This window comes from Streptomyces sp. NBC_01232 (genome assembly GCF_035989885.1).
Classification (GTDB): Bacteria; Actinomycetota; Actinomycetes; order Streptomycetales; family Streptomycetaceae; genus Streptomyces.
In genome coordinates this window covers 2,049,373-2,067,800 of sequence record NZ_CP108518.1, presented here as the reverse complement: position 1 = coordinate 2,067,800, position 18,428 = coordinate 2,049,373, and the positions used below count along the sequence as shown (strand labels likewise).

At 72.4% G+C, this 18,428-nt stretch carries 17 protein-coding genes and 1 pseudogene; 12 read left to right on the top strand and 6 right to left on the bottom strand.

The features are described from left to right. Positions 1-71: 71 nt before the first annotated feature. The 3 genes from cmk to der all read left to right on the top strand — a co-directional run bounded on the left by cmk (position 72) and on the right by der (position 2,990). Positions 72-806, top strand: coding sequence for a (d)CMP kinase (gene cmk, locus OG444_RS09735; protein WP_327261782.1), 735 nt, complete (start codon positions 72-74; stop codon positions 804-806). Further along, positions 734-1,450: a lysophospholipid acyltransferase family protein gene (locus OG444_RS09730; protein WP_383196695.1), complete on the top strand. Its 717-nt coding sequence runs from the start codon at positions 734-736 to the stop codon at positions 1,448-1,450. The genes cmk and OG444_RS09730 overlap by 73 nt, the downstream gene beginning before the upstream one ends. Positions 1,451-1,526: 76 nt before the next feature. Further along, the gene (der, locus tag OG444_RS09725) at positions 1,527-2,990 is read left to right on the top strand and encodes a ribosome biogenesis GTPase Der (RefSeq protein WP_327261780.1); all 1,464 of its coding nucleotides are present in this window, start codon (positions 1,527-1,529) and stop codon (positions 2,988-2,990) included. 13 nt (positions 2,991-3,003) lie between these two features. Here the strand turns inward: der and OG444_RS09720 are convergent, their stop codons facing one another. Next, positions 3,004-3,390: a hypothetical protein gene (locus OG444_RS09720; RefSeq protein WP_327261779.1), complete on the bottom strand. Its 387-nt coding sequence runs from the start codon at positions 3,388-3,390 to the stop codon at positions 3,004-3,006. A 208-nt stretch (positions 3,391-3,598) separates the two neighbouring features. Further along, a complete protein-coding gene (locus OG444_RS09715; protein ID WP_327261778.1) occupies positions 3,599-4,396 on the bottom strand; it encodes a hypothetical protein in 798 nt (265 codons plus the stop codon). A 294-nt stretch (positions 4,397-4,690) separates the two neighbouring features. Between OG444_RS09715 and OG444_RS09710 the strand changes: the two genes are divergently transcribed. The 3 genes from OG444_RS09710 to OG444_RS09700 all read left to right on the top strand — a co-directional run bounded on the left by OG444_RS09710 (position 4,691) and on the right by OG444_RS09700 (position 7,061). Further along, the gene (locus OG444_RS09710) at positions 4,691-5,407 is read left to right on the top strand and encodes a transglycosylase family protein (RefSeq protein ID WP_327261777.1); all 717 of its coding nucleotides are present in this window, start codon (positions 4,691-4,693) and stop codon (positions 5,405-5,407) included. Positions 5,408-5,509: 102 nt separating this feature from the next. Continuing rightward, positions 5,510-6,043, top strand: a complete 534-nt coding sequence (locus tag OG444_RS09705) for a hypothetical protein (protein WP_327261776.1) — start codon at positions 5,510-5,512, stop codon at positions 6,041-6,043. Between the two features lie 37 nt (positions 6,044-6,080). Beyond that, positions 6,081-7,061: a helix-turn-helix transcriptional regulator gene (locus OG444_RS09700; protein ID WP_327261775.1), complete on the top strand. Its 981-nt coding sequence runs from the start codon at positions 6,081-6,083 to the stop codon at positions 7,059-7,061. A 284-nt stretch (positions 7,062-7,345) separates the two neighbouring features. Here OG444_RS09700 and OG444_RS09695 read toward each other — a convergent pair whose 3' ends face one another. Beyond that, positions 7,346-8,446 carry a phosphatase PAP2 family protein gene (locus tag OG444_RS09695; RefSeq protein WP_327261774.1) on the bottom strand — a complete coding sequence of 367 codons (1,101 nt, stop codon included), beginning with the start codon at positions 8,444-8,446 and terminating at the stop codon, positions 7,346-7,348. A 241-nt stretch (positions 8,447-8,687) separates the two neighbouring features. Further along, positions 8,688-9,797, bottom strand: a complete 1,110-nt coding sequence (locus OG444_RS09690; RefSeq protein WP_327261773.1) for a glycosyltransferase family 39 protein — start codon at positions 9,795-9,797, stop codon at positions 8,688-8,690. A 310-nt stretch (positions 9,798-10,107) separates the two neighbouring features. On the opposite strand from OG444_RS09690, the gene OG444_RS09685 reads away from it, so the two are divergent. Beyond that, positions 10,108-11,763 carry an MFS transporter gene (locus tag OG444_RS09685; RefSeq protein WP_327261772.1) on the top strand — a complete coding sequence of 552 codons (1,656 nt, stop codon included), beginning with the start codon at positions 10,108-10,110 and terminating at the stop codon, positions 11,761-11,763. Between the two features lie 124 nt (positions 11,764-11,887). Beyond that, complete coding sequence (locus OG444_RS09680) at positions 11,888-13,060, top strand: acyl-CoA dehydrogenase family protein (protein WP_327261771.1); 1,173 nt, start codon at positions 11,888-11,890, stop codon at positions 13,058-13,060. Positions 13,061-13,093: 33 nt separating this feature from the next. On the opposite strand, the gene OG444_RS09675 is transcribed toward OG444_RS09680, so the two are convergent. Continuing rightward, on the bottom strand, positions 13,094-13,543 hold the full coding sequence (locus OG444_RS09675) for a cell division protein SepF (protein WP_052875748.1): 450 nt from the start codon (positions 13,541-13,543) through the stop codon (positions 13,094-13,096). Between the two features lie 285 nt (positions 13,544-13,828). On the opposite strand from OG444_RS09675, the gene OG444_RS09670 reads away from it, so the two are divergent. From OG444_RS09670 to OG444_RS09655, 4 genes and pseudogenes are all read left to right on the top strand, one after another. Beyond that, positions 13,829-15,055, top strand: a complete 1,227-nt coding sequence (locus OG444_RS09670) for a DUF5685 family protein (protein ID WP_327261770.1) — start codon at positions 13,829-13,831, stop codon at positions 15,053-15,055. 86 nt (positions 15,056-15,141) lie between these two features. Further along, positions 15,142-15,818: pseudogene (locus tag OG444_RS09665) on the top strand (DUF1684 domain-containing protein); the annotation flags it as partial. 168 nt (positions 15,819-15,986) lie between these two features. Then, positions 15,987-16,871 carry a S1 family peptidase gene (locus tag OG444_RS09660; protein WP_405792615.1) on the top strand — a complete coding sequence of 295 codons (885 nt, stop codon included), beginning with the start codon at positions 15,987-15,989 and terminating at the stop codon, positions 16,869-16,871. Between the two features lie 97 nt (positions 16,872-16,968). Further along, positions 16,969-17,448: a hypothetical protein gene (locus OG444_RS09655; protein WP_327261769.1), complete on the top strand. Its 480-nt coding sequence runs from the start codon at positions 16,969-16,971 to the stop codon at positions 17,446-17,448. Between the two features lie 31 nt (positions 17,449-17,479). On the opposite strand, the gene OG444_RS09650 is transcribed toward OG444_RS09655, so the two are convergent. Next, a complete protein-coding gene (locus OG444_RS09650) occupies positions 17,480-18,388 on the bottom strand; it encodes a DUF4231 domain-containing protein (RefSeq protein ID WP_327261768.1) in 909 nt (302 codons plus the stop codon). Positions 18,389-18,428: the final 40 nt, after the last annotated feature.

The window sequence follows — 18,428 nt, the reverse complement described above, 5'->3', positions numbered from 1 at the left end:
GCCGGTAACCTTGGGGAGGGGCGCTTTGCCGCGCCCGGACACGTACGCGCAACCAGGAAGGTGCCCGCACCGTGGAAACCGCAGCTCCGTCCGCCGTGATCGTCGCCATCGACGGTCCCTCCGGCACGGGCAAGTCCAGCACCTCCAAGGCCGTGGCCGCCAAGCTCGGGCTGCGCTACCTGGACACCGGCGCCCAGTACCGGGCCATCACCTGGTGGATGATCACCAACGGCGTCGACACCGACGACCCGCAGGCCGTCGCGATCGCCGCCGGCAAGCCCACCATCGTGTCCGGCACCGACCCGGCCGCCCCCACCATCACCGTGGACGGCCTCGACGCCGCGGGCCCCATCCGGACCCAGGAGGTCACCTCCAGGGTCAGCGCCGTCAGCGCCGTCCCCGAGGTGCGCACCCTGATCACCGACCTGCAGCGCTCCATCGCCGCCGAGGCGGCCCAGGAGGCCGACGGGATCGTCGTCGAGGGCCGGGACATCGGCACCACCGTCCTGCCCGACGCCGACCTCAAGGTCTTCCTGACCGCCTCCGCCGAGGCGCGCGCCGCCCGGCGCAGCGGAGAGCTCCGCGGCAAGGAGGCCGCCGACCTCGCGGCCACCAAGGAGGCGCTGATCAAGCGCGACGCGGCCGACTCCGGCCGCAAGACCTCCCCGCTGGCCAAGGCCGGCGACGCCGTCGAGGTGGACACCACCGAGCTCACGCTCGACCAGGTGATCGAATGCGTCGTCACGCTCGTGGCCGAGCGGCAGAACGCGACCGCGGGCACCGAGAAGCGGGCGGCCGGCAAGTGAGCGAAGCGCCCTCCCTCAAGGGTGCGGCGGTCGGCAGGCGCATCGGCATCGGGCTCATGTACGGGCTCTGGAAGCCGCGCGTACTGGGGGCCTGGAAGGTGCCCGCCTCGGGCCCCGTCATCCTCGCCGTGAACCACTCGCACAACATCGACGGCCCCATGGTCATGGGCACCGCGCCCCGGCCGCTGCACTTCCTGATCAAGAAGGAAGCGTACGTGGGCCCGCTCGGCCCCTTCCTCGAAGGGATCGGGCAGGTCAAGGTCGACCGCGGCGGCCCCGACCGCACCGCGATAGGCCGCGCCCTCGGAGTGCTCGACAATGGAGGGGCCCTGGGGATATTTCCCGAGGGCACCCGGGGCGAGGGCGACTTCGCCTCGCTGCGCGCGGGCCTCGCGTACTTCGCGGTCCGCAGCGGCGCCCCCATCGTGCCCGTCGCCGTTCTGGGCAGCGGGGACACCCCGGGCCGGGTCGTCAAGGGCCTGCCGGCCCTCAAGAGCCGGGTCGACGTCGTCTTCGGCTCGGCCTTCGACGCGGGGGACGGCAGTGGCCGCCGGACCCGTACCGCGCTGGACGAGGCCACCGTACGCATCCAGGACCGGCTGACCGCCCACCTGGCCGACGCCAAGCGCCTCACCGGGCGCTGAGCGAGACTTGAAACCAGTAGTGGAACCGCGCTGCGCGGGCACCACCGACCACCACGAACGACGAGGAACGGACTTCATGAACGACCAGCACGACCACGGAGCACTTGGCGACGCCGAGTACGCGGAGTTCATGGAGCTCGCCGCGGAAGAGGGCTTCGACATCGAAGAGGTCGAAGGCGCGATCGAGGAGGCCGGCCACGGCCCGCTTCCCGTCCTCGCCGTCGTCGGCCGCCCGAACGTCGGCAAGTCGACCCTGGTGAACCGGATCATCGGCCGCCGCGAGGCGGTCGTCGAGGACAAGCCCGGCGTCACCCGCGACCGCGTCACGTACGAGGCCGAGTGGGCCGGCCGCCGCTTCAAGGTCGTCGACACCGGCGGCTGGGAGCAGGACGTCCTCGGCATCGACGCCTCCGTCGCCGCCCAGGCCGAGTACGCCATCGAGGCCGCCGACGCGGTCGTCTTCGTCGTCGACGCCAAGGTCGGCGCCACCGACACCGACGAGGCCGTCGTACGGCTGCTGCGCAGGGCGGGCAAGCCCGTCGTCCTGTGCGCCAACAAGGTCGACGGCCAGAGCGGCGAGTCCGACGCGGCCTCCCTGTGGTCGCTGGGCCTCGGCATGCCGCACCCGGTCTCCTCGCTGCACGGCCGCGGCACCGGCGACATGCTCGACGCCGTCCTCGAAGCCCTGCCCGAGGCCCCCGCGCAGACCTTCGGCGGCGCCGCCCCCGGCGGCCCGCGCCGCATCGCGCTCATCGGCCGCCCGAACGTCGGCAAGTCCTCGCTCCTGAACAAGGTGGCGAAGGAGGACCGCGTCGTCGTCAACGAGCTGGCCGGCACCACCCGCGACCCGGTCGACGAGCTGATCGAACTCGGCGGCATCACCTGGAAGTTCGTCGACACCGCCGGTATCCGCAAGAAGGTCCACCTCCAGCAGGGCGCCGACTACTACGCCTCCCTGCGCACGGCCGCCGCCGTCGAGAAGGCGGAGGTCGCGGTGATCCTGATCGACACCACCGAGACCATCAGCGTCCAGGACCAGCGCATCATCACGATGGCCGTCGAAGCGGGCCGCGCGATCGTGGTCGCGTACAACAAGTGGGACGAGCTCGACGAGGAGCGCCGCTACTACCTCGAGCGCGAGATCGAGACCGAGATGCAGCAGGTCGCCTGGGCTCCCCGGGTGAACGTCTCGGCGCTCACCGGCCGTCACATGGAGAAGCTGGTCCCGGCGATCGAGACGGCGCTGGCGGGCTGGGAGACGCGCGTCCCCACCGGCCGGCTGAACGCCTTCCTCGGCGAGGTCGTCGCCGCGCACCCGCACCCGATCCGTGGCGGCAAGCAGCCCCGCATCCTGTTCGGTACCCAGGCGGGCAGCAAGCCGCCGCGGTTCGTCCTCTTCGCCTCCGGCTTCCTGGAGCACGGCTACCGGCGTTTCATCGAGCGCCGCCTGCGCGAGGAGTTCGGCTTCGAGGGCACCCCGATCCACATCTCGGTGCGGGTGCGCGAGAAGCGCGGCGCCCAGTACAAGAAGAAGAAGTAGCAGCCGGGCGGGGTCAGTAACCCCGGCGCGGAGCGGGCGGCAGGGCCGCCGGGACGTGTGTCATCCCGGTCTGGTGCTGCCGCCCGTCGGCGTATGCGGGGCTGCCCGCGTACGAGTACGCCGACGTGGACGAGGGCTGCGCCTGGGACGGGGACTGCGGCGTGTACGAGGGCTGCCAGCCGTCGACCCGCTGCCAGGCCGACCCGCTCCAGCCGCTGCCGTACGAGCCGCCGGTCGTGTACGAGCCCCCGTACGAGAAGGCCGTGAACCCGTGGTCCTCCTCGCCCGTGCGGTCGCCCGGCAGCGCCCGGAAGGCGCGCAGGTACTCCGAGTACAGCGTGTCGTAGATCGGGGTGTGCGAGACGGCCGGAGAGCTGTCCCGGTCCCGTGCGGGACGCACCGCGGGGACGCTGCTCGGATAGGACGGGGCGCGGGAGGAGTCGTATGAATGCACGTACCAGCCAACGAAACCGGCGCTCTGCGGATGCGGGGTGACGGGGGCGGAAACGCAGATCGCCGGGGGTGTGCGGGACGGACCGCACACCCCCGGCGCATGCCGCCCGGCCCCCTCGGCAGGGGGCTGGCGGCCGTTCCGGTACCGGCTCGGATCAGGCGCCGGGCGTACCCGCCAGCGGCATCGCGGCGGCCACGAGCTTGCCCGCGGCGGCGGCCTTGTCCAGCGCGTCGCGCAGCAGGTCCTCACGGGGCTGCTGGCCGATGGAGCCGACCGGGGCGGCGTAGATGAGCACGCGCTGGGTCTTGTTGACGGCGGCCCGCCAGCCGTCGGTGACGGACAGCGCGTGGTGCGCCTGCCACCAGGCGACCTGGCCGCCGCCCTCGGCACCCGGCTGCAGCACGGCGTGCAGCTGGCCCGCGGCGAGCAGGACGGACCAGCCGCCGAGCACGGTCGGGACCTCGGAGGTGTCGGTCACCGGGATGAAGCCCTGCTCGATGAGGAGCGGCAGGAAGTCGTCGCCGGGGCCGTCGCTGCCGGGGCGGGCGATCGGGGCGGTCGGCTCGACCACCAGGGCGGGGTGCAGCTCCCCGGCGATCAGGATCAGGCCGCTGGTGATGCCGAGGACGGCCTGGCCGCCGGGCACGTTCTGCGGGGCGGCGCCACCGGCCGGGCTGTCGCCGGTGATGCTGCGGACGGCGCCCTGCAGCTGCTCCTCGGAGACGGAGACGACCTGCGAGGGGATGCAGGTGGCGTGGGCGAAGGCGAGGACGGCGGTCTCCTCGCCGACGAACAGCACCGTGCTGGTGCGGTCGTTCTCGGGGTCGCCCGGGGTGCGGCAGGAGGTGCAGTCGTAACTGCGCGGCGCGTCTTCGCCGACGAGCAGCCTGTCGGCTTCTTCGTCACCGATCTCGGCACGTACCTCATCACTGACGTCGAGCATGCGCGGCACGGGGTGGCTCCTCGGCATAGGTGCGGGTCCGGGAGGCTCCCGGCTCGCCGGGCTCAACGGCGCAGCGGCGGCCGGGGTCACGCCATTTGAGGGAACGGATTCGAACCGGGCGCCCGGAAGGGTGAACCGTCCGACCGGGGCTTTGTTTTCGTGCCAACTGTTTTCTGGTTGTGCGCAGTTGATGGTCGGGTGTGGCCGTTTGGAGTAACTGGGGCGGTCGGCCGACCGGGTGGGGTGCGGTGACCTGCCGCGTGGCGGGCCGAGAGGCCCGGGGCGGCTGCGTAGCGTGACCCGATGCCCAACCTCCGGACCCGCCGGGCCGTCGGCGCCTTCGCCGTCGCCGCCTGCGTGCTGGTGTGCGCACTGCCCCGCGACACGGCCGCCGCAGCCGTGGCTCCGCCGCCACCCGCGCCCGGGCCGGCCGGGGCGGCGCACCCCGGCTCGCCGGGGATGATCGGGACCGGGCCGGGGGACTGCGGGCCGGGCGGGGAATGGCCCTGGGACTGCGTGGCCGACTGCGAGAGCGGCGGGCGGTGGGCGGTGAACACGGGCAACGGCTTCTACGGAGGGCTGCAGTTCTGGCAGCCGACGTGGGAGGAGTACGGCGGGCTGGCCTTCGCGAAGCGGGCCGACCTCGCCGCCCGCGCACAGCAGATCCGGGTCGCGGAGGAGGTCCTCGGCTCGCAGGGGTGGAACGCGTGGCCGGTGTGCTCCAAGCGGTACGGGCTGGCCGGGCGGATGCACGCGGTGCGGGAGGGGGACACGCTGGTGTCGATCGCCCGCAAGCACCGGATCAGGGGCGGGTGGCAGGCGCTCCACGAGGCGAACCTGGAGCTGCTCGGGCCGAGGCCGGAGGCCCTTGCGGTGGGGCTGCTGCTGATCCTCCCCACGCCGGAGCCCGCCGTCCCGACCCCGAAGCCCGCCCCGACCCCGAAACCGGCTCCGGAACCGACGCCGACGCCGGAACCGGCCCCGGTTCCGCCCGCAGCGGCGCCGTCCCCGCGTTCCTGACCGGCCCGCCGGGACCGTTCGCGCGTTGCGCGATGCCCTGAAGGCGCTGACCCTGGAAACAACGAGCCGAACGGCTCGCTCGCACACCCGGTGGTGAGCCAGATGGTCCAGAGCAGACACCCGCACCGCGCACACCGGCGGGCAGCGGCTTGCACGGCGGCCGCGGTCCTGCTGGCCGTACCGGCCGTCGTGGGGTGGTCCGCGGACGCGGTGGCGGCGGGGGCCCCGGGCCCTGCGTCCGCCGCGGTCCTGTCCCTGCCCGCCGTGGACGGACCCGCGGATCCCGAGGCGGCCAAGGCGCAGATCGAGAAGAACTGGACCGCCTTCTTCGACCCGAAGACCTCGACCGAGGCGAAGGCCGATCTGCTGCAGCACGGCGACCTGCTCGAGGCGCTGCTCGACGGCTTCTCGACGGGCACCGAGGCGGCCAAGGTCTCCGTGAAGGTCACGGACGTGACCTTCACCTCGCCCACGGAGGCCACGGTGACCTACGACCTGCGCGTCGGCGACGCCACGACACTGCCCGGCAGCAAGGGGACCGTGGTGTTCGAGGACGGAGTCTGGAAGGTCTCGCTCAAGACCCTCTGCGAACTCGTCGGGCTGAGCGGCGCCGAGCCCCCGGCGTTGCTCTGCTGAGCCCCGGCCGACCGCGGCGCGCTGGCAGACTCGGGGGATGCTCGACACCTCCGCACGACTGCTGCGCCTGCTCTCCCTGCTGCAGGCCCACCGCGAATGGACCGGGGCCGATCTCGCGGACCGGCTCGGGGTGACCGCGCGGACGGTCCGGCGCGACGTGGAACGCTTGCGCGAGCTCGGATATCCGGTGAACGCCAATCCCGGTACCGGCGGCGGATACCAGCTGGGGGCGGGGGCCGAGCTGCCGCCGCTGCTGCTGGACGACGACGAGGCCGTGGCCGTCGCCGTGGGCCTGCGCACCGCCGCCGGGAACGGGGTCGAGGGCATCGGGGAGGCCTCCGTACGGGCCCTCGCGAAACTGGAGCAGGTGCTGCCGTCGCGGCTGCGGCGCAGGGTCTCCGCGCTCAACGAGTTCACCGTGCCGATGCTGCGCGGGGCGCAGCGGTCCACCGTCGACGCCTCGGTGCTGACCGAGCTGGCCTCGGTCTGCCGGGACGCCGAGCGGCTGCGCTTCGGGTACCGCGACCACGAGGGCAACGTCAGCCGGCGCACCGTCGAACCGCACCGGCTGGTGTGCACCGAGCGGCGCTGGTACCTGGTCGCCTGGGACCTGGACCGGGAGGCGTGGCGGACCTTCCGCGCGGACCGGATCGAGCCCAGGCCGCCGCACGGACCGCGGTTCACTCCGCGTCCGCCGCCCGCCGAGGACCTCGCCGCCTACGTGTCCGAGGGCGTCTCGCAGCGGGTGTACGCGGCCCGCGCGGTGGTCCGGCTGAAGATGCCGGCACAGGACGCGGCACGGATCATCGGGCCGAGTGACGGGGTCCTGGAGCAGGTCGACGGGCAGAGCTGCCTCCTGCACACCGGGGCGGTGAACCTGGACGTTCTGGTGATTCACATCATGCTGCTCGGCTGTGAGTTCGAAGTGGTCGAGCCGCCGGAGCTGACTGATCGGATCAGGGGCGCGCGGGATCTCCTGGCGAGAGCAGTGGACGCCGGAGAAGTGAAGGAAATGTAGCGAAGCTGAGGGGGATTCAGCTGGTCCGGACCATGGGGGTCATGGCAATCCCGGACGTGAATTGCGCAGTGTCCGGCGCGAATTCCAAACCGTCTGCACCCCGGGCGTGTCGCGGTCCGGTAAACAATTCTCGGCTGTAGATATTCTGTGACACAAGCGTGACCCGGGACGGACGAACGTCCGGGCGCGGCGCTGACGAACGCGAAGGCGGGCCGGGTCCGAGGACCCGGCCCGCCTTCGCGTCGCGGGGGGAGGTGGTGCGTACCGCCCCCGCGATGGGACGGTCAGCCGCCGGCCACCGGACGGGCCGCGGCCCCCCGGGCGGCGGCCCGTTCGGTGTGCGCCGGGCGGCGGCTGCCGACCGGGGTGACCGGGGTCCGCTCGGACCGGATCACGTGGGGCCGGCCGGTCGGGTGCACGGTGACCCGGGGCGCCGGGGAGTGCCCGGCGACGACGGTCGCGGTGGTGGCCGTCGCCGTCGCGGCCGCCACGGCGACGGTGGCCGTGACGGGCTGCGGCACCGGCTCCTCGACGGCTTCTGTGACGCTCCGCAGCTGCCACTTGCCGCCCGCCGAGAGCAGCGGGGTGAGCGCGGAGACCACCGGTACGGGCATCCGTCCGGTCTCGGCGCGGCGGCGCAGCAGCTCGCGCACGTCGAAGACGTGGGCCTCGGCCCGGGCGATGAGCGGCTCGAACCAGGGGAGCGCCAGCAGGATCAGCAGACCCGCGGACCAGCCCAGCAGGACGTCACTGACCCAGTGGGTGCCGAGGTACACGGTGGTGGCGCCGACGCTCAGCGAGACGACGGCGGACACGATGGACAGCACCCGCCGGGTGACTCCGGTGGAAGCCAGGTAGGCCAGGATTCCCCAGGTCACAACGGCGTTGGCGGTGTGGCCGGAAGGGAATATATCGCCGCCGGCGAAGAGTTCGGCGGATCCGATCTCCGTGGCGTAGTGCGGACCGAGCCGGCCGAGGCCGAGCTTGACGGCCCCCACGGTCACGTTGAGCAGCAGCAGCGCCACGCCGAGGGTGATCAGCGGGCGGAGGGTGTGCTGCCGCCAGGAGCGCCAGCCGAGCCAGGCGGCGACCATGACCGCGGTGGGTCCGCGCTGGCCGAGCACGACGAGGTAGTCGAGGAAGGCGTGCAGCTGCGGCCACTGCTCGTAGGGCCGGAAGAACATGATCTGCCAGTCCAGGCGGACGAGCCAGGAAGTGGTCAGTACGGCAACCACGATTGCGAGATAGAAGGCGAGGGTCGATCCGAAGAGCACGACGCGGTGCCGGCTCATCTGCGGGGTTTGCAGATGAGCCGGTCGCTCTGGTTCCCGGTCCAGCCGGGCGAACACCCGCTCCAGACGGGTGAGGATTTGGTCGGTACGCACTCAATCGACGTTACCGTCCGTCGCCGCTCGGCCCGGGCGAATCGCGGGCTTTGTGATGACCATGTGATGTGGAGTTGGTCTCACGCGGGACTTAATTCCCTGTATTCCGACAGTGGTTGGAGGCTTCTTGATCCACTGTTTCGGTAATTGTTTCAGTCACTTATCCGGACTTTATTGCCCGAGAGGTCATTTCTTTTGCTGAAAGATGGTCCGGAATGATCCATTCCGTGACGTGGAGGCCCTAAGGGGGGCCCGAGCCGTTCAGCCAGAACGCCCCGTAGACCGCCGAGGCCAGCGCCGCCGCGCCCACCACCAGGACCGCCCGCCGGGGCCGCCAGCGCGCCAGCGCCACCGCCGGCGGCAGCAGCAGCGGGAAGGCAGGCAGCAACAGCCGGGGCTTGGAACCGAAGTAGCCGGACGCGCACAGCGCCAGTGCCACGACGATCCCGCAGTACACGAGCAGCGGCAGCGGTTGCCGCTGCCGGACGCACTTCCCGTACAGCCACAGGACCAGCACGACCCCCGCGATCAGCCCCACCCCGGCGAGGAACGCGGACGAGGCCAGCTTCGCCCCGATGAACCGCGCGAACGCCCAGCCGCCGTCGAAGCCGTTGCCCCAGCCGGCCTGCACGTCCAGGTAGCCCAGCAGCCCGCCGCCGGTGCGCGCGCCGACCCACAGCACGTACGCCGCCGCGCCCGCCGGAGCCAGCAGCGCCCCCGCGACCGTCCGCCAGGACCGCTCCCCGCGCCGCCATGCCAGCACCGCGGCCACCCATACCGCCGCGACCACCGCCGCGCCGACCGGGCGGGTCAGCCCCGCCCCGGCCGCGAGCAGCCCGGCCGTCAGCCACCGGCCGCGCAGGGCCCCGTAGAGCGACCAGGCGGCCAGCGCCGTGAACAGCGACTCGCTGTACGCCATGGACTGCACGATCCCGACCGGCAGCGCGGCCCAGACCGCGACCGCGAACACCCCGGCCCGGCGGCCGTGGAGCAGATCGGCCACCGCGAAGATCCCCCAGGCCGCCGCGAGCCCCGCGACCACCGACACGACCAGGCCCGCGGAGCCGTACGAGAGCCCGGTCGCGGCCGACACCACCCGCTCCAGCCACGGAAGCAGCGGGAAGAACGCCAGGTTCGAGTGGACGTCCCCGTTGGGGAGGGCCACCTCGTACCCGTATCCCTCCGCGGCGATGCGCGCGTACCAGAGCGAGTCCCAGCGGGCGGACAGCAGCGTGTGGGGGCTGCTGCCGGCCGCCGCGCCCCACGCTGCGAGCACGCCCAGCCCGAGCAGCCGGACCGCCGCGAAGACGGCCAGTGCGGGCGCGGCCCGGCGAAATCCAAGATCTTTCACGGGCACGATTATCGGTGGCACCGGCGGCACGCCGCTCGGACCGGGAGCCGGGCCGAGACGCAGAACCACGTCCCGTGAGCGCGCGTGTACACGGAGAAAGGCCGCGGGCGTGGCGAGTGGCACACGCCACACGGGGGCCGCCGCCGGGATGAGAGCTTGACCACGTGTGGGCCAGGCGAACTCGCGTACGCTGACCGTTCACTCGCGTGTCGATGCCGGACCCCGTTGGACGCCGCACAGCGCACCACCCCCCGTGGCTCCACAAGACGCTGGTCCGCCGAGCGCGAGGGATCACCTGGGAGGTACATGCATGTCGGGGACGAACGCGGCCGGGATCGGGACCCCCTCCCCCTGGCAGCGGCTCAGTGCGGCCTCCGGCGGAGCCAACCGCTGGGCCGTCCTGGCGGTTCTCTGCGTCAGCCTGGTCCTCGTCGCGCTCGACGCGACGATCCTGCACGTCGCCGTCCCCTCCGTCACCGAGGACCTGCGCCCCGGCCCGATCGAACTCCTCTGGATCGTCGACGCCTACCCGCTGGTCTGTGCCTCGCTGCTCATCCTCTTCGGCACCCTCGGCGACCGGGTCGGCCGCCGCCGCGTCCTCCTCCTCGGCTACGGACTCTTCGGCGTGGCCTCCGCGATAGCGGCCCTCGCCGACAACGCCCAGGTCCTCATCGCCGCGCGCGCCCTCCTCGGCATCGGCGGCGCGATGATCATGCCCGCCACCCTGTCGATCCTGCGCCAGGTCTTCCCCGACCGGCGCGAGCGGGCGCTCGCCATCGGCATCTGGACCGCCGTCGCGGCCATCGGCGCCGCCAGCGGCCCGGTGCTCGGCGGCTTCCTCGTCCAGCACTTCTGGTGGGGCTCGGTCTTCCTCATCAACATCCCGCTGATGGCGCTGATCCTGCCGCTCGGCCGCTGGCTGCTGCCGGAGTCGCGCGGCTCCGCCGACGGGCCGTGGGACGTGCTCGGCGCATTGATGGCCGCCGGCGGCGTGCTCGGCGCGGTGCTCGGTGTCAAGCGGCTGGGCGCAGAGCGCCGGCTCCTCGACGCCGAGGCGCTGATCCCGCTGCTGCTCGGCGTGGTGCTGCTCGTGCTGTTCGTACGCCGGCAGAAGCGGCGCGAGCACCCGCTGATCGACATGCGGATGTTCTCGCGGGCCGCCTTCTCCACATCGGTCGGCTGCATCGTCCTCGCCATGCTGGCCCTGGTCGGCCTGGAGCTGATCGCCGTCCAATACCTGCAGCTGGTGCTGCAGCTCAGCCCGCTGGAGACGGGCCTGCGGCTGCTGCCGCTGACCTTCGCCGCGATGGCCGCGGGCGCCACCGGCTCGTACACCCTGGGGCGGGTCGGGCCGCGCACGATGGTGTCGCTGGGCTTCGTCCTGACGGCCTTCGCCGTGCTGCTGCTGACGCTCATGGGCCAGCAGGACCGGCCGCTGCTGCTGACCATCGGCTTCATCCTGCTCGGCTTCGGGCTGCAGACCACGCTGTTCGCCGCGTACGAGTCGATGCTGAGCGAGGCCCCGGCGGCCACCGCGGGCGGCGCGGCCTCGATCGGCGAGACCTCGTACCAGCTGGGCGCGGGCATGGGCATCGCGCTGCTCGGCAGTGTGATGAACGCCGCGTACCGGCCGGGGCTCGTGGGGGTGCCGGGGGTCTCGGCGGCGGATTTGGCGGGCGCGGCGAACTCCCTGGGCGAGGCGTACCAGATCGCCGCGCACCTCGGGGGGCCCGCAAGGGCCTCGTTGTACGCCGCGGCGCGGCAGTCGTTCGTGCACGGGCTGCACGTGACGTTGCTGGTGAGCGCGGCGTTGCTGGTGGCCGGGGCGGTGATGGCGCTGAAGCTTCCGCGGGTGATGGACTGCGGGGCGGCGGCCGGTGACGAGGCGGCGCCGGCCGATGCGGTGCGGCTTCCCGCGCAGGCGAAGGGCGAGACGCTGCCGGCTCCGGCCGAGCGCGCGGGCTGACGGTCGGGGCCGGCCCTGCGGGGCCGGACGAGTGGGGGCTGGATTTGACCGGCGGAGGCGAATAGCTTCGGGCGAGCGCAAAACTTGCGCTGCTAGGTTCCGTCTCAGGCCGCCGGGAGGCCCCGTGTCCGCGTTCCTGCCCCATGATCCGCTCGGGCTCGACGAGCTCCTCGGGCCCGAGGACCTCGCCGTCCGCGACACCGTCCGCGCCTGGGCCGCCGACCGGGTGCTGCCCAACATCGCGCAGTGGTACGAGAGCGGCGAGCTGCCCGGGATCCGGGAGCTGGCCCGCGAGCTCGGTGGCATCGGGGCGCTCGGAATGTCCCTCCAGGGGTACGGGTGCGCCGGTGCCAGCGCCGTGCAGTACGGACTCGCCTGCCTCGAGCTGGAGGCCGCCGACTCCGGTATCCGCTCGCTCGTATCGGTGCAGGGCTCGCTCGCCATGTACGCGATCTGGAAGTACGGCTCCGAGGAGCAGAAGCAGCGCTGGCTGCCCGGCATGGCCGCGGGCGAGCTGATCGGCTGCTTCGGGCTGACCGAGCCCGACGTGGGATCGGATCCCGCCGCGATGCGGACCTACGCCAAGCGCGACGGCGGCGACTGGGTGCTGAACGGCCGCAAGATGTGGATCACCAACGGGTCGGTGGCCTCCGTCGCCGTGGTGTGGGCGCAGACCGACGAGGGGATCCGCGGCTTCGCGGTGCCCACCGACACCGCCGGTTTCTCCGCGCCGGAGATCAAGCACAAGTGGTCGCTGCGGGCCAGTGTCACGAGCGAGCTGGTGATGGACGACGTACGGCTGCCCGCCGACGCGGTGCTGCCGCTCGTCACCGGGCTCAAGGGGCCGCTCGGCTGCCTCAGCCACGCGCGGTACGGGATCATCTGGGGATCCATGGGCGCGGCGCGGGCCAGTTTCGAGTCCGCGCTCGACTACGCGAGGACGCGGGAGCAGTTCGGCAAGCCGATCGGCGGTTTCCAGCTCACCCAGGCCAAACTCGCGGACATGGCCCTGGAACTCCACAAGGGCATCCTGCTCGCCCACCACCTGGGCCGGCGGATGGACGCGGGCACCCTGCGGCCGGAGCAGATCAGCTTCGGCAAGCTCAACAACGTCCGCGAGGCGATCGAGATCTGCCGCACCGCGCGGACCATCCTCGGTGCCAACGGGATCTCCCTCGAATATCCCGTCATGCGGCACGCCACCAACCTCGAATCGGTCCTCACCTACGAGGGCACCGTCGAGATGCACCAGCTGGTGCTGGGCAAGGCACTCACCGGCCTCGACGCCTTCCGGTGAGGATCCCAGCTACCTCTGGGAAGTGCCCCAGGCTCAGCTCTGGTTGAAGAAGTCGCGTGAGCGGCCGCCCGCTTCACCACTGACGATCTGGGTGTCGGCCGGGGTCAGGAGGAAGACCCTGGTCGCCACCCGCTCGATCGAACCGCGCAGCCCGAAGGTCAGTCCGGCCGCGAAGTCGACGACGCGCTTCGCGTCGCCCGGATCCATCGACGACAGGTTGACGATCACCGGCACCCCGTCGCGGAACAGCTCGCCGATCCCCCGCGCGTCACGGAAACCGTCCGGGGTGACCGTCGCGATCCGGCGGCCGTGTTCCACGGCCGACTCGGAGGCCACCCGCACGCGGGGGTCGGTGACCCACTGCTCGCCGGGGCCGGCCACCGAACCCTGGGCGGCCTCCGCGTAGTCGTCGTCGTAGTAGCGCTCGTCGTCGCTGTCCTCCACGAGACCCAGCCAGGCACTCGCCTTGCGCACCGAACCCATGGACTGCCTCCTTTCACCGCGGTCAGTCTGTCTTCTCTCCGCTGCCCCTATGCTCGTCCATGATGCTGACAACGCGCCAAGTGGATAGTCGCCGCGCAGGGGTTTCGTGACGGTACTGGTGCAGAACATCCGTTGCACGGTCAAGGATCCTGGTGGCTACCACTGCTGACTGAGTGAAAATACGACCGCCGCCGCCGTACGGGTGAGCGACGCGGACGTACGGGTGAAACGCGCGGGTCGATACGATGCCCGGTAAGCACGCGTACGACACACGGGGGAAGCAGCTTGTTCGGCATCGTGAGACCTTGCACGCACCGGCTGGGGGAGCGGTTCAAGACGGAGTGGATGGCCCATCTGTGCGGCCTCTGCCTGGCACTTCGCGGAGATCACGGACAGTTCGCCCGGATCGTGACGAACTATGACGGGCTGCTGGTCTCTGTGCTGACGGAGGCTCAGTCCGGTCCGGCGCCCGAAGCCCGGCGCACCGCGGGACCCTGCCCGCTGCGCGGGATGCGCACCGCCTCCGTGGCCCAGGGCGAGGGTGCGCGGCTCGCGGCCGCCGTCTCGCTCGTGCTGGCCTCCGCCAAGGTGCGCGACCACGTCGCCGACCGTGACGGGCTGTTGGCCCGGGCCCCCATCGCCCTGGCCGCCCGCAAGGTGGCCCGCGGCTGGGACCGGGCCGGCGCCCGCACCGGAGCCTCGCTCGGTTTCGACACCGCGGTGCTCGTCGACGCCGTGGACCGGCAGGCGGGCATCGAGACGCTGGCCGGCCCCGGCACCTCCGTGCTGGTGGTGACCGAGCCGACGGAGACCGCGACGGCCGCGGCCTTCGCGCATACCGCGCAGCTGGCCGGACGGCCAGGCAACGCCACCGCGCTGGCCGAGGCCGGCCGGTACTTCGGCCGCCTCGCGCACCTGCTGGACGCGGTGGAGGACCGGGGCGCCGACGCCGCCTCCGGCGCCTGGAACCCGCTCGCCGCCACCGGGACCTCGCTCGCCGAGGCCCGCAGGCTCTGCGACGACGCCCTGCACGGCATCAGGCTGGCGCTGCGCGAGGTCGAGTTCACGGACGCGGGACTCGCCCACCGGCTGCTCGTGCACGAGCTGCGCACCTCGGTGGACCGGGCCTTCGGCGCCGGCACCTGCGGCCACACGGCGACGGCCTCCGCGGGTCAGGGCGGCAACCCCTACGGGGGCCAGCCGTACGGTGGCCAGGGCGGGAACCCGTACGGCCAGAACCCGAACGGCGGGGGTCCGTACGGCGGGGCTCCGTACGGTGGTGGAGCGGGCGGTCCCGGGATGCCGCCCACGGGCCCGGGCGGATTCGGGGGCGCGACGCCCCCGCCGAAGCCCCGCCGTGGACTGCTCGCCGGCTGTGCGGTCGCCATCGGGCTGTTCTGCACCTGCCAGATCTGCTGCACCGAGCACGAGGGCCCGTGGTCCCGGAAGAAGCGGGACCCCTGGTGCGACGCCTGTGAGTGCTGCGACTGCTGCGACTGCTGCGACTGCTGAGGTTGCTGACCCCCTTTCAGATTTCACAGGTCCGGACGGCGTACGCGGGGATTCCCGTCCGGACCCGCGTGGAAGGGTTGAGCGGGATGAGCGACGACGCAGACGACCCGCACGCCGCGTGGCGGGAATGGCACGAGCGCAGGGCGGCGGCCGTGTCCGCGCCCGAAGGCACCCTCGCGCTGACCGGAACCTTCCGGCTCACCGACTACCCGGAAGGTCGAATTCCGGCCGTTCCGGGGCGCTGGCGCGCCACAGCGGCCGGCGCGGTGCCGACCGCAACCCCCGAGGACTCCTGCCGGCTCGACGGCGAGCCCCTCACGGGTGAGGTGCTCCTCGACGCCGACGAGGGTTCTCCCGCGCACGCCCGGCTCTGTGCCGACGGGCTCCGGATCGTCGTGATCCGGGGCGAGGGGGAGTGGGGTGTCCGCGTCCAGGACCCCGCCTCCGGGGCCCGCCGGGCCCGCACCGGCGTCGAGGCCACCCCCTTCGACCCCGCCTTCGTCCTCCAGGGAGCCGAGCACACCCCCCAGGTCGCCGTCGACCCGGACGACGGCAGCCTCTGGGCCGTCCTCGGCGATGCCACCGCAGGACTCTCCAGCCACCGCTGCCGTTTCCTGAAGCCCGGCATACCCGACGCGCGAGGCTCGATCACGGTGGATTCCACCGTTCCCCGCTGCCTCCCTGCGCCTTCGAGGACCACTGCATCCGCCCTTTCCCGCCGCCCGGGAACACGCTGCCGTTCGCGGGCGCGGCGGGCGAGCGGAGGCTGAAAGCCGCTCTTGCGACCGGTATCCGCCGACAGGACACTCCCGACAGCGCTTGTCAGGGGCACGGCCAAAGTTCATGCGCCCGCCGTGCCCCCGGCTGCGCCTCACGGGCTCTGGCACCCCCACGACCGCCGGGCCCCCGACCCTCTCCAGGAGGACGAGAAGTGAGGATCAAGCGCATGACCCGTAACAGGCTGCTCGCGGCGGCCACCGGCCTGGCCGCCGCCGCAGCGCTCGCCGTCCCCACGGCGGCGAGTGCGGACTCGCAGGACGGCGGATTCAGCGCCGACCGGCTCGCCTCGGCCGGCGCATCCGTCCTGCGCGCCGACGTGGCGGGCACCGCCTGGCACACCGACCCCGCCACCGGAACCCTCGTGGTCTCCGCCGACTCCACGGTCTCCGACGCCGGAATCGCGAGAATCAAGCGCGAGGCCGGAGCCAACGCCGGAGCCCTGCGCATCGACCGCATCCCCGGCAGGCTCACCAAGCTCGTCTCCGGCGGCGACGCCATCTACGCGTCGAGCTGGCGCTGTTCGCTCGGCTTCAACGTGCGCAGCGGCAGCACCTACTACGCCCTGACCGCCGGGCACTGCACCGACGGCGCGGGCACCTGGTGGAGCAACTCCGCCCGCACCACCGTCGTCGGCTCCACGGTCGGCTCCAGCTTCCCGACCAACGACTACGGCCTCATCAAGTACGCCAGCAACTCACCGGTGCCCCCCGGGACCGTCGGCGGCCAGGACATCACCAGCGCAGTGAACGCCACCGTCAACATGTCGGTGACCAGGCGCGGGTCCACCACCGGCACCCACAGCGGCCGGGTCACCGGGCTCAACGCCACCGTCAACTACGGCGGCGGCGACGTCGTCTACGGCATGATCCGCACCAACGTGTGCGCCGAACCCGGCGACAGCGGAGGCCCGCTCTACTCGGGCACCCGCGCCGTCGGCCTCACCTCCGGCGGCAGCGGCAACTGCTCCTCGGGCGGCACGACCTTCTTCCAGCCCGTGGTCGAAGCCCTCAACGCCTACGGGGTCAGCGTCTACTGACGGTGACTCACGCGCCCCCGCCGCACCCCTGGACGTCCTCCCGCCTTCTGGGAGGATGTTCCAGGCGGCCGTGTCCACGGGGGAGGCTGGTTTCTGCATGAAACGCATCGGCGTGACCGGGCACCGATCCATTCCGGAGTCGGTGCTCGGCCATGTGGAGAGCGGCCTGCGGGCCGTACTGGGCAGCCACGAAGGACCGCTGGAAGCCCTCTCCAGCCTCGCCGAGGGGGCTGACCAGCTGTTCGCCGCCATCGCGCTCGAATACGGCGCCGGCCTCACCGTGGTGATCCCCAGCGGGGACTACGAAGCGGGCTTCGAGGACGCCGAGGCCCTCGCCCGCTACCGGGGGCTCAAGATCCGGGCCACACAGGAGATCCGGATGGACTTCGCCCGCTCCACGGACGAGGCCTACTACGCCGCCGGCACCTACATCGCCGACTCCTGCGACCGGCTCGTCGCCGTCTGGGACGGACAGCCCGCCCGCGGCCACGGCGGCACCGGCGAGATCGTCGCCTACGCGCGGGCGCTCGGCAAACCGGTCACCGTCATCTGGCGCGAGGGCGTGACCCGCGACTGAGCCACGCCCCCGGCCGTTTCGGCAACCGCTCTCAACTGCTGTGCCGGGCCAGCCAGTCCGTGTGCATCGGAGACACGTAGCGCTCGGTCTCGTACACCGAGGACGGCCACTGGGACTCGGTGATCGTCGTCTGCATCACGACCATCATCGCCGCCAGATCCTGCTCGATCAGGGTGTGCGCCTCGATCAGCGGGTGGTGGCGGCGCACCTCGTTCCAGGCGATGCCGGCCGCCGCCGCCGCGCTCAGCAGGGCGGTCAGCCTCGGCCCCGGACCCGAACCGAAGCTCCCCAGCAGAGCGAACAGCAGGGCCAGACAGGTCAGCAGCACGATCGTCCACGACCACAGGTTCGTCGCCCGCCGGGACACCTCCGACCGCCGCCGGTACCAGTTGCGCTGCTCGATCAGCCGGTCCCGTACGTACGTCTCGCGCCTCGCCTGGTAGTCCATCCCGCGCAGCCGCTGCATCACGCCGGTGATCTCCCCGCCCTCCGGCACCGTCCCGGCGGCCCGCGGATCCACCCAGCCCATCTTCCGCAGCTCGGACAGACCCGCCTCCAGCCGGGTGCGGTACGCCGCTTCCGGTTCGGCCACCTCGCTGCCGAACGGCGCCCCGTGCACCGCGTAACGCCAGGCCAGGGACTTGATGAACTCCGCCGCACTGCGGTTGAGCTGCCACTGCGGGCGGGCCCGGCGCCGGGTCGCCCGCATGCCCACGCCCAGCACCCCCAGGTACGAGACCACGCTCAGCAGCCCGAACAGGTACATCGAACCCAGCTTCGGGCCGGCCGGCAGCGCGGCCGCCGCCGCGGCTGCGACCAGCAGCAGCAACTGGGCACGGGTGGCCTGCGTCGACTCCCGCTGCCGGGAGATCGCCGCCTGGTCGGTGTGGTGGAAGAGGGCCGGCAGGTCCTCGTTTCGAAAGGTCGTGCTGTCGGTCACAGCGCCCCCCTGCTGTCGGGTGGCGGGCGGCGGGGGACCC